This is a genomic window from Aminobacterium sp. UBA4987, assembly GCF_002396985.1.
In the GTDB taxonomy this organism is placed as follows: Bacteria; Synergistota; Synergistia; order Synergistales; family Aminobacteriaceae; genus Aminobacterium; species Aminobacterium colombiense.
In genome coordinates this window covers 17693-32008 of sequence record NZ_DGZF01000010.1, presented here as the reverse complement: position 1 = coordinate 32008, position 14316 = coordinate 17693, and the positions used below count along the sequence as shown (strand labels likewise).

The following is a 14316-nucleotide window of genomic DNA, read 5'->3' as shown; positions in this document are numbered from 1 at the left end:
TGCCCCCGGCTCAAAAGGGGGGGGGGGGGGCAGGGGTTTTTCGGGGGGGGGGGGGGGGGGGGGGGGGGGGGGGGGCTGGTAATGTTTTCCTCTATCGATTGATAAGGTCAAGAACTTTGCGTTCCTCATTTACGATTTCGAATTCGTTTTGGGCTCTTTTCTTTTGTCCCAATGCCTCGTATACTCGTGCACGCTCATATCTTATCGCAGTGAGCAACTCTCTGGGCCTGCCTTTTTTTCGTCCAAGGGCTGTAGTCAGAGTGTTACGTGCTAAAGTATGGTATCCAAGATAATAGAGGGCCTTTCCCCTGTAAAACAACAAAGCACTGTGCAGGGCTGTCTCATTCTCAACATTATTGCTTAGGGCTACAATTTCTTTATAAATACCATGAGATTTTTCTTCTCTTTCAGAAGCATCTGCGAGCAATTCGGCTAATGAAAGACGAAAGGCTATATCATTTGGGGATTCATCTACGATTTTTCTCAACAACATGATGGCTTCGTCATGCTTCGCCAGTTGTTGCTTGGCTTCTATTAAAGCAAGATAGAGACCTCTATTATCGGGCCATATTTCCACTTGCATCTCTTCTGTTAAAGGTAAGTATAGGGACATATAGATGCCAATTTTTTTAAAAAGAGATCCAAGAAGGTCAATTTTGTTCTGCACGTGGTGAAAAGCAATAATGGCTTGTTGGGGATTGTCGTTGTTAAGGAAAATGAGGCCGGCCATAAAAGCTGAGTCAGGGAGGTTTAATGACTTTTGAAAACAAGCTAAAGCTCTCTTTTCATCTTTTTCCAAAAAGGCCTTTAGCCCGTCAACAAAGTTTTCTTCTGATTTAGGTAAAAAAAGCCTGCTTAAAAAATTGAGGGTTAGCTTCTTTTTGATAATTTCTTCTCGTGTAAGAGATTCATACTGAGATGTTGCTGGTTTTTTGGATTTTGGTGAAGCTCTTTTTTTACCTGAGTGTAAGGTTGTGTAGTAAAGCCCTGTCCCGGGCAACCCAATTGTAGTTCTAGTGCCGCGTCGTCCAAGGGTTACTTTTGCCCCCTTGGGGCCTAAAGAGGCCGAAATTCCTGTTTTGCTCAAATTAATGGTAATGCCAGGAGCAATCCTGAAACGTCTAAAAAAACGGAAGCCCATTTCATCTCCTCCCTTTAATGTTTTTAACATAGCACATCCCATCCAGTCATTCAACCTCGCTAAAGTGGAAGGGCTAATACATCTTCAGGGTCAATAAGCAGCCCCACTCTGCTTCCCTCTGGGAAAATAGTGCTGTCGTGACTATAGGGTACAAAGGCATGGACAAGCTGACCTGATTTAATCTCAATATCGTACTCTATTCTATCCCCTACGAAAACTGAGCTAAGAACTTGCCCGCTCAGCATTGATTTTTCAGGCTGTCCCAGGCTTACAGCTTCGGGTCTTACGATGAGCGCCACTTCATCTCCTATTTTAAAACTACAGTTAGGTTTGTAGTTAACTGTTACGATGCGATTATAGATAAAAACATCTATTTTTTCTTCTGAAAGGGCTTCAACCTGTCCTTTGAAAATATTGGCCTGGCCGATAAAATCGGCGACAAAAAGGGTGGCTGGATTGGCATATAGCTCAAAAGGAGCAGCGACCTGTTCTATTTTCCCTTTGTTCAAAACTACAATCCGGTCAGCTATGGTAAGAGCCTCTTTCTGATCATGGGTAACATGGATACACGTTATTCCAAGTTTTTTCTGGATCTTCCGGATCTCTGCCCTCATATATATTCTTAGTTTTGCATCCAGATTGGAAAGGGGCTCATCCATAAGAAGAACCCTGGGGTCAATAACGAGAACTCGCGCTAAAGCTACACGCTGCTGTTCCCCCCCCGAAAGCTGGTGAGGAAAGCGCTCCTCTACTCCAATTAATCCCACCAGATTTAAGACCTCTTTGACCTTTAGCTCCGCTTCTTTGCGAGACAGTCCCCTCACTTTCAGACCGTAGGCAACATTGTCAAAAATACTCATGTGGGGAAAAAGGGCGTAGTTTTGAAAAACAAAGCCGATGTCTCTTTTGTTCACTGCCAGATGTGTAATGTCTCGTCCTCCTATTAGCACTCGCCCCTCAGTAGGTTTTTCAAAGCCGGCGATCATTCTGAGGATCGTGGTCTTGCCGCAACCGGAAGGACCCAGAAATGTTATCAGTTCGCCCGCTTCTATGTCGAGGTGGACATCATCTACTGCTTTAAAAGATTCCTTTCCTTTGGTGAATATCTTTGTTAAATGGTTGAGAGAAATAGAAAGAGACATTCGCTACGGCCTCCTTGTCTGGCAGACATAATCAGGATAGGCTATACGAAACATAACAGATATAATCCCGATAGCTATAAAAACTATAAGCACAAGAACCACAGAGAATGCTGCAGCTTGTGCAAAGAGCAGTTCAGTAATGCACTCCAGAATACGAATGGTCAACAGGCTCCAGCGGACAGATACTAAAAAAATAGTTGCACTTACCGCTGTCATGGAAACAACAAACAAATAGCGCATTCCTGTTGTGACAGCAGGAATGATCAGCGGGAGAGTGACTCTAAAAAAGGTCGTCAGCCTGGATGCGCCAAGACTAAGAGATGCTTCTTCCATAGACTTATCAATTTGTTGCAGCGATGCTATTGTAGCTCGAATTCCAGTGGCATCATAGCGAAAGACGCAAAGGGCTACAATAATAGACATTGTTCCTGTTAAAACAATTGGACCAGAGTTAAAGGCGATGACATAAGCTATTCCGATCACTGTTCCTGGTAAAACGTAGTTTAGAAGCGAAGTAAACTCCAGAGTCTTGCGCCAGGGAAGGTCTTTCAGGCTCACAATATATCCTATAGCAACGCCTATTACGCTGCCAACAAGCGTAGAAGCAATTGCAATGATAACCGTATCTTTAACTGCCTTTAGCCCCACAGTAAAAACATAAACATAATTTTCAAGAGTAAAACTATTGTCTACACCCCATACATTAACTAAGGAACCCAGAAATATAATGGAATACAGAAAAATGATAAAGATCGTTACTAAAAAAATAAAAGCCAAAATAAGAATTTCAATAAAACCACTGGCTCCCTTGGGAGTAGTACGAATTCCTACCTTCCCAGTTACCGTAACGTAACTGCGGCGTTCTACCCAGTAGTGCTGTAAAAGATAGACCAAAACTGCTGGTATCAACAATACAAATGAAATAGCCGCTCCCCCACGCAAGTCATACATTCCAGTTATCTGAAGGTATGCCTGCGTGGTCAGCACAGGAAATGTATGACCAGCCATAACGAGGGGGGTGGCAAAATCTGCCAATGAGCTGCCAAAAAGAAGTAAAAAGGCATTAGCCAGGCCTGGGGCACTGAGAGGCAAAGTAACCGTGCGAAATGTTCGCCACCGTGAGCTGCCCATGCTCATAGCCGCATCCTCCAAATTAGGATCAATAGCCCTAAGTACGGCAGCCAGAGTTAAAAAAGCTACGGGAAAGTACGTCAGCGTTTCAGCTATCCACGTTCCCAAGAATCCATATATGTTGAAATCCGGTATGCCCAAAAAGTTTAACAGCAGTCCATTCGGCCCCAGCACCAGGGTGAGAGCGATACTGCTCGTAAAAGGAGGGGAAACAAAAGGCAGAACAACTACAGTTCCAATAAACCACTTGATAAAAACAGGTAAAGAAAGCCTGGTCTCCGCGAAGGCGAAAATGAAGCCTACCAGGGTTCCGCCTGCCGCTACGGAAGTTGCTAAAATAAGACTGTTAAAAAAAGCCTTGCGGTTGTACCAGTTTGTAAACACCTGTGTAAAGTTGGTAAAGCTGGCAGCCCCATCGATGGTAAAGACCATGTACATGAGGCGTGCCAGAGGATATAGTACAAAAAGGCCCAATAGGGCCCATAACACCATCATAAAAGGCGTTAATGGGAGATCGAGCCTTTTCGTAAGCTTATTGTTATTTGAGAACTTCATCGACCCAGCGCTCCACCAGCCGATCGCGGTTTTCCCCGGCCCATTTAATATCTAGCGGCAGCACATTCACCTTTGACATATCTAAACCAGGATTAGAAATTTGTACTTCAGGATTGCTGGGAATCAGATTGATTTGACTCTTTTCGTAAATCCTCTGCATTCTTTCTGTAGAGGCCCAATCAAGAAACTTTTTCGCAAGTTCCGGCTGTTTAGCTCCCTTTACCAGGGCCATAGCTTCGATGCCAGCAACTACCCCATCTTTTGGATAGCTGATAGTTACATCGTAGCCTTTCTGCTGCATCTCCAAAGCGTCTACGAGAAAGAATATTCCTCCAGCTGCCTGTCCCCTACCTATTGGCAGAGCTCCGCCAGCGCCGCTTTTCGTATAGACCTGAACATTTACGTTTAACTTTTTCTGGTATTCGTATGCTTTATCCTCGCCCATGGCCTGTATGAGGCTCAGTATGCGGTACATGGCGGTTCCAGATGTTCTGGCATCGGCCATTTGCAGTTGGTTCTTATAGGCGGGATTGGTAAGATCTTCCCACGAAGCAGGTGCTTCCAGGCCATGATCTTTCAGGAATTTTGTATTGAACATAAAACATATAGGGTCAATTGCAACGCCTGTCCAATAGCCGTCAGGATCTTTAAATTTAGCGGGAATAGGTTCGGCCCCCTGAGGCACATAAGGTTCGAAAAGCCCTTTGGGAGTTCCGCTCACGAAGGCTTCAGCCATGTTGCCAAAAACAACGTCCACCTGAGGATTGCCCTTTTCAGCCTCTAGCCTGGCCTGTACTTCTCCAGAAGAAAATCGCATCCAGTTCACCTTAATTCCGGTGTCTTCTGTAAAAGCGCTAAATACTGCGTTAGCATATCGCTCTGACCATATGGTATAGGCATTGAGAGCTTGTTCAGCTGCCATGGCAAAGCCGGAAAAAATCATTATTCCTCCTATGGCAAAAGCAGCAATCCTACCCCAAAAAGTGTACTTTTTCATGTTTCTCTCACTTCCCCATTAGCAAATTTATTAAAATAAATATACTTGTTATTGACACAGCCCTCCATATCCAGATTTGCATTAAATAAAAAACAAAGTGGTCCTATCGTGAGACATACCAGTTGTTCTTTTATGCCTAGGGTTCCAATTTCTCCTCGTCAGAAAGGTAATCTACACCGGCCAGAGATTCTATATGGTGACGAAGTTCATGTATTATGGTGTCTTCTATCTCCTCTGCCCATTCCTTGAACGAAGCGTCTTCCAGATCCTCAACAAAAGATCCGTAATAAAGTAGAATGGTTTTCCCCAAGAATGGGTCCTCCACATACTCTCCCATCACTAGACACTCGCCATCTTCTTTTTTCTCGTCAAGAACAATGATTCCTCCGTTAAGTTGCTTAAAAAGCTCTTCTGGCAATCCTTCCATTATATTATTTGCCGTTTCACGAAACTTATTAATATTCATGTCTGAATGCCTCCAGAAGGATTTTTAAAAATTATATCCTATCCCCTCGTTAATCTTGACAATGCCACTTTAGGAAGATAGAGTTACCCTTAATATTCTACAAATTTAACATTAGATAAAAAGATTGTGTTCCTTCATCACAAAAAGGAGGATGTGCCCCCATGTTTAAAGAAATGAGACGTAAAGACAGGGAACTTTCTAATATAGAGGCTCTGGCACTGCTTGAAGAGGGAAATTATATGGTGCTTTCTACTCTTTCCCGGGATGGATATTGTTATGGAGTACCTCTCCACTATGTTTTTATAAATGACTCCATTTATTTTCACTGTGCGATTGAAGGGCATAAACTTGAAAACATTGCTTACAACGATAAAGTTTCAATTTGTGTGGTAGGCAAAGCTGAAGTAGTGCCAGAAAAGTTCACTACAAACTACGAGAGTGTCATAGCCTTTGGAAGGGCTAAAGAAGTAAAAGGGGATGAAAAAGAAATCGCGCTGATTGCCCTCATTGGGAAATATTCACCGGAGCATATCTCTGAAGGGAGGGAATATATAAAACGAGCTTCCGATAAAACAAAAGTTATAGGCATTACTGTTGAAAGGATTACTGGGAAGGCTAGAAAAGAAAAGGCATAAATAGCGGATTCCATTTGGGATCCGCTATTTCAAGAAGATAATAGGAGATGTAAAATTATTTACTGAGAAGAGGGAGAGCGCATCCACTAGGGCAAATGGAAAGGCCTCCCTTAGCTGTACATCTCAGCTCTCGCGGCAGTAATTTCCCAACAGAATACATAGCGTCCACGACTTCATCAAAGGGAAGGGGATTAAAATATCCTCCCATAACTATGTCAGCGCAAACGAAGGCAGATGAAGCTGCTACCCCATTGCGGGTATGACAAGGGATTTCAACAAAACCCTGAACGGGATCACATATAGATCCAAGACTATTCTGTAAAAAAATACTTGCCGCATCCAATGCCTGTTCCGGACTTCCACCAGCAACCTCTACCACCGCAGCGCTAGCCATAGCTCCAGCTACACCTATCTCTGCTTGGCAACCAGCCACTTCTGCTGAAAATGTTGCACGTATGGCTACGATGAGACCTATTGCAGATGCTGTAAACAGCGCCCTTATCTTTTCTTCTCTGGAAAGTCCATATCTTTCTGCCAGTGTAAGGATTACTCCAGGTATTACTCCGGCGGACCCCGCTGTAGGGGCAGCACAAATTATTCCTTTTGATGCGTTGACATGCATTACGCCCAATGCTCGCGCCATAGCTTGGCTATGAAGCCCCCCTATAGGAAGTTTCCCTTCAATTTCCGCTTTATAGATTTTGCCTGCACTAGGACGAATAAGCTTCATTTCAAAGGGGTGGTCTTCTATTCCCGCCCTGGCTGCTTCTTCCATTATTTCTAAACGGCTAGACATCTCCGCCCAGATTTCTTCCTCCGGAAGTTTGAGCATCTGCGATTCATAAGAAAGAGAGGCATCTGCGAGACTTTTCCCCTTTTCACCCACGATTTTTAATAACTCCTTTGCACTGGTGAAAAGCGGTTCCCCTGGGCATGCATAAACAACGGGGCAGGATATCTTTAGAGATAGGACTCCTGTCATGCTCTCTAAGTTCTTCAATATTTCCTTTACTGGCCGACGCAGATAGGCAATATGGATGAGAAATTGGCCATCTCTCTCATGAATGGTAACTGAACGCTCATTTCGGTTATGTTCTTCAATCTTTAGAAGGAGGGAGTCCTTTCCCTCAGAATTAGTTACGATGAAAAGGTCATGCGAGTCGCCTGTTATCCAGACTGGCCAACCATCGATCTTTGTTATGACTATAGCTCCTCCACCCACAGAGCGGGCAAGAAGTTCCACACTATCTCCTCCAGTTCCCGCCATAGAAACGAGTACTTCATTAGGATGATTTGAGTCAGAAATATCATCTATCTGAAATAGAATTAATTTGCCTTTTCTTTGCGCAATCCCTAGAACATCTTCAAACCGGGAGTCTGTTATGTCCCATCCTAATGCTCCTGCGGCAAAGGCAAGATCACTTCCCTGCTGGCGAAAAACTTCTCCATAGGAACCCTCCCTGTCGAAGGTGAATATTACCTCCTTTAAACTGCTCTTTAACAAAGATCGTGCAATTGCTGCGATTCTGTAGGATGCAGCAGTATGAGAGCTGGACGGGCCCCGCATTACTGGACCTAAAACATCGTTTAAAATGCTATGCTTCATTTCGTTTCTCCCTATAAATTAATTAAATTAGGCAATTTAGTTTCTGGTAATTTCAACAGTTCCATTATCGCCGTTGACTCTAACCAGATCCCCTGTTCTAATTATTTCAAAAGGATCTTGTTCCAGGTCCGTAACTGTAGGAACCCCTGTAACAACAGCTGCAACACCTGTGCGAGAATCCATTTTAGGGAATATCAAAGCTGCTGGCCCTATTCCTCCTACGCGAGCTGCGTGAAAATGACATGACCATCCATTCGACCCCTTCCCCCCGGAAAGGACAAGTACTGCTCCCTTAATGCTCATGCCCTCAAAAGGATGACCTTTTTCTATAACAATGCCTGTTTTATCGTCTACCCCACTCCAGCCCTGAATGGTCTCCCTACTTACCATAGCTATGCCTTCTGCCACTCCACCTATGGCGCTTCTACCTCGCATAATGATTTTTTCCATGTCTATCTGCCCTCCCAGTAACCACTGATAGCTGACTTCAGGCAATCTTCCATTGAACCAAAGTAAACCTTTGCACCACTTCCTGGCTTTATGTAGTGAGCCTGTTTACCTGAATCGAATGCCATAGTAACGGCACCATCTGGTTTCTTTTCACTGGTGAGTGGACAACTGCTGGTGAGGACTATCCCCCCAGCTCTCTCAATGATCTCTGTGTATCCGCACCGGTCAGCCGTTTCTTTTATAGGCGCAGCGGTCCATATGTGAAGAACAGTGTTCGAATGTACCTTCTTCCCTTTTAGAAAGTTTGCCGCAATCATCATTTGCTCTATGGTGTAATGAGGGCAGCCAAGACTGATATAGTCCAATTTTGCTCGGCCTGTCTCACAGAGCATGCTAAGGGATTCTTCAATGTCTCGCTCTGTTATCGTAATAATATCCAAGGGTGTATTTCCTCCCAGGGCATCTCCAACGCTTCTTGCCTCAGGCGTCACCCCAACGATATGACACATTTCAGGACCTCCAGTGGTTGCCATAGAGGCAAAAGAAGATTTAAGCTTCGTCATGTCTGGTCTCTGGAATCCCTTTCTGAGAACTGGTATGGAATGGGTGGGTGTCTTTCGGCCTATAGTGTATCCCAGGATATCCCAATCATAGACTGTTTCTGTGGCACATTCTATATCAAAAACAAGGGTGCCTTTCCTGTTTTCCATTATATGGAGTCCCCATAGCGGAGTTCTTCCACATACGGCAGACCAAAATCCTGCTTCAAGGCCATCAGCTTGTCCGCAAGCTCCCCAAAGGGAGTTCATCATGAGGACGGCGTGAGATTCACTAGTCACATAATGTTCACCCATAAGGGGTATAAATCCCAACATATAAGGAACACACGAGCCTACAAGCTGGACGCCGGCATCAAGATATCTTTTAAGATATTTCATGTTTTTCTCATGTTCTTCGTCTGAAACGCCCATCTTTTTCCAGTTGTAAGGACACATAGGACCTACATCTGCCTGCGCATAGCATTCAACCCTATCCAAAAGAACTTTTTTTGAGGAACAAAAGTGCATCTCCGAGATGACTTCATCTATATCATCCGAATTTACTGCACGCATATACGAATGAGAGCCGCAGAAAAGATGGGCCTTTGTAACAACGCAAAGTTTCTCTGCCCCAAGTACATGGGCATATTTCACCACATTCTCCATGGCCTTTTGCTTTAATATTCCTTCTGACCCATTTAACATCCGTTTTTCTTTGTCAGTCAAGTTCAATTATTGTGACCTCCTCTGTGTTTCAGCACAATGAACAAACAATAGGTCATATCATAGGCTAAACTCGCAATAGTTTTATTTCTTGTAAGCAATGGCATCTATTTCTACAGAAAACCCAAGGGCAAGGGCAGACACCTCTACAAAAACTCTTGCAGGGAAAACTTCGTTAAAGCATTCTGAATAGATCTCATTGATTTTGGTAAAATCTTCGATGCTAGTTGCGTATACTGAGGCTTTGACGAAGTCTTGCTTAGAATAGCCGGAGTCCTCAAGAATAGCCTTAATATTTTCCATTACCTGCCTGGTCTGGGCCTAAATATCTCCGTCTACAAGTTTTCCTGAAGGATTCATGGGGATTTGTCCTGAAACAAAAAGAAAATTTTCTGCCATTATCCCAATGGAATAAGGACCAGAAGCTGCAGGAGCATTTTTTGTAATAACTGCTTTTCTCATATGAACTCCCCCTATACAGTTGTGTTCAAATTTTGAAAAGGAAGTTCTTAATGCGCAGCTTGTCTTGTTTAAAATATTTAATTTTCAAAATAAGGCAACTTTAAAAGTATTGCTAGCACGGATTTATCGATATTCTTCATGCCATACTCTGTTATGATTTTGAGATTATCCATAGTTTGTTTCATGTTCCAACCGACTATGCCATTATTACCAGGGACTTTCGCATTCAGCATTGCCATATATGCACATTCTATAGCGGCACCAGCAGAAGTTGCCATTTTTAAAGCGCAGCCATATTTTGCTCCGTCACAGAGCATCCCTGTCAAATTTGCAAGCATAAGATGCACCGTATTTTCCACTTCTTTTTCTTTTCCGCCAAGCATGTAGGCAATGCCAGATGCAGCTCCTGCCCCTGCGGCAACGGAACATCCGCAATGGGGTGTCAAAATTCCTGTCCTTGTCTTAATAACTCCTATAATGAGGAGAGCTATCGACAAAGCCCTCGAAGTTTCTTCTTTGCTAATTTTGAGGTGCTCTGCCATCATTCCCATTGTTATGAAAAGAGTTATTCCATGGTTTCCACTACCAAAGCAGCCGTATATTGGAACATTCATCCCCGACATTCTTGCGTCTGCTGCGGCACCGACTTTTTGTTTGACGCGACTGCTAACATCATCAGGTAAATACCTTTTCTCTATCATTTCCTGGTACAGCTTGCCCACTCCTAATCCCACTCGCTTTTTTTCGCCGATCTGTGCAGCCTTTAGGTTGGTTTGAATGCCTTGATTTAAAAAAGCTATCTCCTTCGAATCAATTTCTTTTATAAATTTGAAAATATCCTCAACTGTAAGGTTCGCTATGCAGCCCAGTTTGTTAAAGGAGTCTTTTGGTGCTGATGAGTATCTTTTTGAATAAGTAATTTTTTGGTTTACAGTTATCTCAACGATATTGTCGTGAGAATTGCGTATCAACGCAGTGGCTATTCCTTTTGATGTTTTCACAATGGATTTAATGTATATTCCCTCTACTTCTTCGTTAAGGGAAAAGGAAATTTTGTGGTTTGAGAGAAACTTTTCGGCCTTCACAACACACTGTTTATCTACATCTTTCAGCAAGCGAAGACCATTTTCAGGATTACCAAAAAGAACAGAAAGTGATACTGCTAGATCCAACCCAGTTTTCATTGTCCCGGGAATGCCAACGGAAATAGCATCTTTATAGATGTTTTTATCCATGATGACATCTACACTAAATATTTCGCCTCCTATAGCTTTATAAGCAAATGCAGCAGACAGTCCCACAGCAACTGGATCTGTACATCCTACAGTTAAAAACGTGTGTTCTTTTAAAATTTCCAGTAAAAGTTTCGATGTCATTTTCCCCTCCAAGCTAAATCTATACGCCGCAAAACATTTTTATTTTATCCCTAGAAGCAGACGAGGAAGTGCCAAAGATAAAAAGGGTACGTAGGTTGTCAAGAGAAGCGCCGGTAGCCAACAAAAAAGAAGTAATTGTAATGTGGGTTTTAAGGATTGATCTACCCTAGCTCCGTTAAGCCTCCCTGCAAGATATAAAAGAGGCGCTGTGGGTGGGGTAATATTACCCATGCCTATGTTTACACCCAAAATAGCAGCAAAATGAATAGGATGAACGCCTACTTTGATTGCTATAGGGAGAAGTATGGGTGTGCAAAGCATAGTGGCACTACAGTCATCCATGAGCATCCCCATGATTATCATAAAGATATTAAGCATTAATAAAATGCCAAACTTACTAGAGGTTATACTCTGTAAAAGGTTGAGGATCTTCGTTGGAAGATCTTCCATGATGTACAATCTGCTAAGCATCATTACTGAAAACAGCATGATCATAATTACACCTGTAGTAGTTGCAGATTCCACTATTACTTCTTTGAAATTTTTCATAGTTAGGCCTTTATAAACCCAAAAGCCTATAGGAATAGCATAGACAGCAGACACAGCGGCTGCTTCTGTCGGAGTAACGAATCCGCCATATATACCGCCAAGAATAAATATTGGCATTAAAAGAGCAGGAAAAGCGTGGTACGTCCTTTGCGCAAAGGCCTTCTTGAATTGTTCAGCGTTAAGTTTCTCTGAAACAATAAGGTTGTCATTATTCCTAAGCACCCAAATATTATAAAGAGCCATCATAACTGTTAAAATTATTCCTGGTATCAAGGTGGCAAGAAAACAGGCTAGAACAGATTGCCCCCCAACCCAGGAGAAGAGGATCATCAAAGTGCTTGGAGGAATTAAAATCCCGAGGACTGAAGCGCTAGCTAACAAAGCAGCTGTATATCCCAGCGGATAACCCGTTTCCTTTAGGCGTGGAAACATGATTGAACCAATACAAGTTAATGTTGCAGAAGAACTCCCTGTTATTGATCCAAAAACTGCGCAAGCAACAACAGCTACAGCTCCGAGCCCTCCTTTTATTCTTCCCACAAACAAATCAATCAGATTTATAAGACTCTCCGCAATATTTCCTCTTTCCATAAGACCTCCGGCCATAATAAATAATGGTATGGCAAGTAAAACTATAGATCCAATGGAGTTATAGCCATGAGTAAAAAGAAAATCTGGATTATAAAAACCTGCCGCAATAATCCATAGAGCTGATGTAAAAAAGGCGAAGGGGACTGGGAGTCCTATTATCAGAGTGATAACAAGCAATAGTATCGCCGTGAGTAACATAAAAACAGCCTCCTTAAATTCAGTTAAAGGTACTGTTGTTTCAATTTTGCCCTTTCGTGAACGTGTTAAGGTTTAAATACGCCCCATGTAAATCTCTTTCGCTTTTTTAAAGTGGTCTTTAAAGTGAATGCTGAAATAAAAGGCCATAAGGATAAAACCTAAGAAAACTGACCCCTGGGGAACCCATAGAGGAATGCGCCAAACGGGTGTTTGTGTCCCCCTAAGAAAAGAAAAACTAAGCATGCCCCATGCCAAATAAATACCAACAAAACAAAAAAAGGCAGTAACTCCTGTGCTAAAGGCGATTAAAGTTGATTGAAGTTTTTGATTCGTTACAAAAGATGAGACAACGTCTGCTTTAATATGACTATCTTCGAAAGCGCCATAAGCTCCACCAACAAAGTAAAGCCAAAAGGCAAAAATGGAAATAATTTCTTCCATGCCATAAAGGTTTGTTTTAAAAACGTAACGAAGCATTGCTCCAATAGTTATAGAAACAGCTATAATTAAACTGAAGTAAAACATGATATTTCGTTGCAAAGCCAATAAACCATTCCAGATAATGCAACCTCTTTTTTTCTCCAAAGTCTCCAGTCCCCTTTCAACGATCATTAAGCGTTTATTTGGGTATTAAATAAGAGGTAGGTCAAAGACCTACCTCTTAGACTTGTATAGTTTCTAACATACTTATTGATATTGCTTTCTCAGTTTTGACATGATCTCAGGTGATACTCTTTTTTCCAGCTTCGGCCAAGCCACTTCTCGAACTTTAGCTGCCACTGTGGCGAGTTCTTCATTGGAAAATGTTGTTACTTCCATGCCAAAATCTTTGAGTTTCGTAAGATATTCTTTGTCTTCTTTTTCTGAAACTGCGACACTCTTCAACTGAAGAACTTGAGCCGTATTCAAGAACAATTTCTGATCTTCGGCACTAAGCTTGTTCCAAAAATCTTTGTTTATAAGCCAACTTTCAGTTTCTAGATAACAATTGTACTGATAGTAATATTTTATAACGTCTCTATAGTTAAGCCAGGTAAGCACGGGAGGTCCACCAGTCCAACCTTCGCACACTCCAGTTTGAAGAGCCGTATATGTTTCAGCGTAAGGGATGGAGACTGTTAGGAACCCCATGGCTTCTGTCGACAATTTAAAAACATCCATCGGAGGGACCCGTATTAATACAGTTTTCTTAACATCAGGATTAGCAGGGTCTTCTGCTGGTTTCGTTGTTCCGAACCCGCCAAATCCCTCAATGTTAAATCCCAGAAGTTTAACTCCTAAATTATCATGAAGGCCCTCAAGAATATCGTAAAGGAAACCACCTGGAGCATATGCTTCCTTTACCTGCTCATAATTTTCCAGCAGATAGGGGAAATATGTGAGTTCAAGCCTTTGATCGAACTGGCTCGGGACAGATATCAAAGCCATTTCTATACTGCCTTTTACCACTTCTTCATAAACCTGCGTGTAGTCGCCCAATTGGTTGGCAGGATAAACCCTGATTTCGATACGCCCATCAGTAGCTTGCCCAATTGTTTCTGCAAATTCCTTTTGGTGAATGGTAGCCTGGTGATCTACGGAGCTTTGCCCCGCCATTCTAATTCTCATTTTTTTAGCAGCTTCGGAAGGAGCACTTGTGCAACAGAGGACAAATACACACAGTATACACAACACTAACAATTTCGGCCAATTTCGCTTCTTGGTCAAACCTATTCACCCTCCCTATTTTTGTTGTTTTATAAACGTACTGCTAAG

At 42.6% G+C, this 14316-nt stretch carries 13 protein-coding genes and 1 pseudogene; 1 reads left to right on the top strand and 13 read right to left on the bottom strand.

The window, feature by feature from the left end; translation table 11 throughout:
• Window positions 1-91: 91 nt before the first annotated feature.
• The 5 genes from B2U56_RS07915 to B2U56_RS07895 all read right to left on the bottom strand — a co-directional run bounded on the left by B2U56_RS07915 (window position 92) and on the right by B2U56_RS07895 (window position 5432).
• Window positions 92-1141 (bottom strand): DUF4236 domain-containing protein, encoded by a 1050-nt coding sequence (locus B2U56_RS07915; RefSeq protein ID WP_286953171.1) that lies wholly within the window; start codon window positions 1139-1141, stop codon window positions 92-94.
• Between the two features lie 59 nt (window positions 1142-1200).
• On the bottom strand, window positions 1201-2283 hold the full coding sequence (locus B2U56_RS07910; RefSeq protein WP_286953170.1) for an ABC transporter ATP-binding protein: 1083 nt from the start codon (window positions 2281-2283) through the stop codon (window positions 1201-1203).
• A 3-nt stretch (window positions 2284-2286) separates the two neighbouring features.
• The gene (locus B2U56_RS07905) at window positions 2287-3969 is read right to left on the bottom strand and encodes an ABC transporter permease (protein WP_286953169.1); all 1683 of its coding nucleotides are present in this window, start codon (window positions 3967-3969) and stop codon (window positions 2287-2289) included.
• Window positions 3953-4966, bottom strand: coding sequence for an ABC transporter substrate-binding protein (locus B2U56_RS07900; protein WP_286953167.1), 1014 nt, complete (start codon window positions 4964-4966; stop codon window positions 3953-3955). Before B2U56_RS07900 ends, B2U56_RS07905 begins: the two co-directional genes overlap by 17 nt.
• Before the next feature lie 136 nt (window positions 4967-5102).
• Window positions 5103-5432 carry a metallopeptidase family protein gene (locus B2U56_RS07895; protein WP_013048304.1) on the bottom strand — a complete coding sequence of 110 codons (330 nt, stop codon included), beginning with the start codon at window positions 5430-5432 and terminating at the stop codon, window positions 5103-5105.
• Between the two features lie 161 nt (window positions 5433-5593).
• Between B2U56_RS07895 and B2U56_RS07890 the strand changes: the two genes are divergently transcribed.
• Window positions 5594-6067: a pyridoxamine 5'-phosphate oxidase family protein gene (locus B2U56_RS07890; RefSeq protein ID WP_013048305.1), complete on the top strand. Its 474-nt coding sequence runs from the start codon at window positions 5594-5596 to the stop codon at window positions 6065-6067.
• A gap of 55 nt (window positions 6068-6122) precedes the next feature.
• Here B2U56_RS07890 and sdaAA read toward each other — a convergent pair whose 3' ends face one another.
• From sdaAA to dctP, 8 genes and pseudogenes are all read right to left on the bottom strand, one after another.
• Window positions 6123-7673 (bottom strand): L-serine ammonia-lyase, iron-sulfur-dependent, subunit alpha, encoded by a 1551-nt coding sequence (gene sdaAA / locus B2U56_RS07885; protein ID WP_286953164.1) that lies wholly within the window; start codon window positions 7671-7673, stop codon window positions 6123-6125.
• Window positions 7674-7709: 36 nt separating this feature from the next.
• Window positions 7710-8123 carry an aconitase X swivel domain-containing protein gene (locus B2U56_RS07880; RefSeq protein WP_013048307.1) on the bottom strand — a complete coding sequence of 138 codons (414 nt, stop codon included), beginning with the start codon at window positions 8121-8123 and terminating at the stop codon, window positions 7710-7712.
• 2 nt (window positions 8124-8125) lie between these two features.
• Complete coding sequence (locus B2U56_RS07875) at window positions 8126-9394, bottom strand: aconitase X catalytic domain-containing protein (RefSeq protein WP_286953162.1); 1269 nt, start codon at window positions 9392-9394, stop codon at window positions 8126-8128.
• A 75-nt stretch (window positions 9395-9469) separates the two neighbouring features.
• Window positions 9470-9847, bottom strand: a pseudogene (locus B2U56_RS07870) (Rid family detoxifying hydrolase).
• A 77-nt stretch (window positions 9848-9924) separates the two neighbouring features.
• Entirely contained in the window at window positions 9925-11223 is a 1299-nt protein-coding gene (locus B2U56_RS07865) for a serine dehydratase subunit alpha family protein (RefSeq protein WP_013048309.1), read from the bottom strand.
• Window positions 11224-11262: 39 nt separating this feature from the next.
• On the bottom strand, window positions 11263-12561 hold the full coding sequence (locus tag B2U56_RS07860) for a TRAP transporter large permease (RefSeq protein WP_286953159.1): 1299 nt from the start codon (window positions 12559-12561) through the stop codon (window positions 11263-11265).
• A 72-nt stretch (window positions 12562-12633) separates the two neighbouring features.
• Window positions 12634-13146 (bottom strand): TRAP transporter small permease, encoded by a 513-nt coding sequence (locus B2U56_RS07855; protein WP_286953157.1) that lies wholly within the window; start codon window positions 13144-13146, stop codon window positions 12634-12636.
• 102 nt (window positions 13147-13248) lie between these two features.
• Complete coding sequence (gene dctP, locus B2U56_RS07850; RefSeq protein WP_286953155.1) at window positions 13249-14169, bottom strand: TRAP transporter substrate-binding protein DctP; 921 nt, start codon at window positions 14167-14169, stop codon at window positions 13249-13251.
• Window positions 14170-14316 lie beyond the last annotated feature (147 nt).

Excerpts from the sequence above, each read along its gene's own strand:
- B2U56_RS07915 (WP_286953171.1), bottom strand. The coding sequence starts at position 1,141 with ATGGGCTTCCGTTTTTTTAGACGTTTCAGGATTGCTCCTGGCATTACC.
- B2U56_RS07910 (WP_286953170.1), bottom strand. The coding sequence starts at position 2,283 with ATGTCTCTTTCTATTTCTCTCAACCATTTAACAAAGATATTCACCAAA.
- B2U56_RS07905 (WP_286953169.1), bottom strand. The coding sequence starts at position 3,969 with ATGAAGTTCTCAAATAACAATAAGCTTACGAAAAGGCTCGATCTCCCA.
- B2U56_RS07900 (WP_286953167.1), bottom strand. The coding sequence starts at position 4,966 with ATGAAAAAGTACACTTTTTGGGGTAGGATTGCTGCTTTTGCCATAGGA.
- B2U56_RS07895 (WP_013048304.1), bottom strand. The coding sequence starts at position 5,432 with ATGAATATTAATAAGTTTCGTGAAACGGCAAATAATATAATGGAAGGA.
- B2U56_RS07890 (WP_013048305.1), top strand. The coding sequence starts at position 5,594 with ATGTTTAAAGAAATGAGACGTAAAGACAGGGAACTTTCTAATATAGAG.
- sdaAA (WP_286953164.1), bottom strand. The coding sequence starts at position 7,673 with ATGAAGCATAGCATTTTAAACGATGTTTTAGGTCCAGTAATGCGGGGC.
- B2U56_RS07880 (WP_013048307.1), bottom strand. The coding sequence starts at position 8,123 with ATGGAAAAAATCATTATGCGAGGTAGAAGCGCCATAGGTGGAGTGGCA.
- B2U56_RS07865 (WP_013048309.1), bottom strand. The coding sequence starts at position 11,223 with ATGACATCGAAACTTTTACTGGAAATTTTAAAAGAACACACGTTTTTA.
- B2U56_RS07860 (WP_286953159.1), bottom strand. The coding sequence starts at position 12,561 with ATGTTACTCACGGCGATACTATTGCTTGTTATCACTCTGATAATAGGA.
- dctP (WP_286953155.1), bottom strand. The coding sequence starts at position 14,169 with ATGAGAATTAGAATGGCGGGGCAAAGCTCCGTAGATCACCAGGCTACC.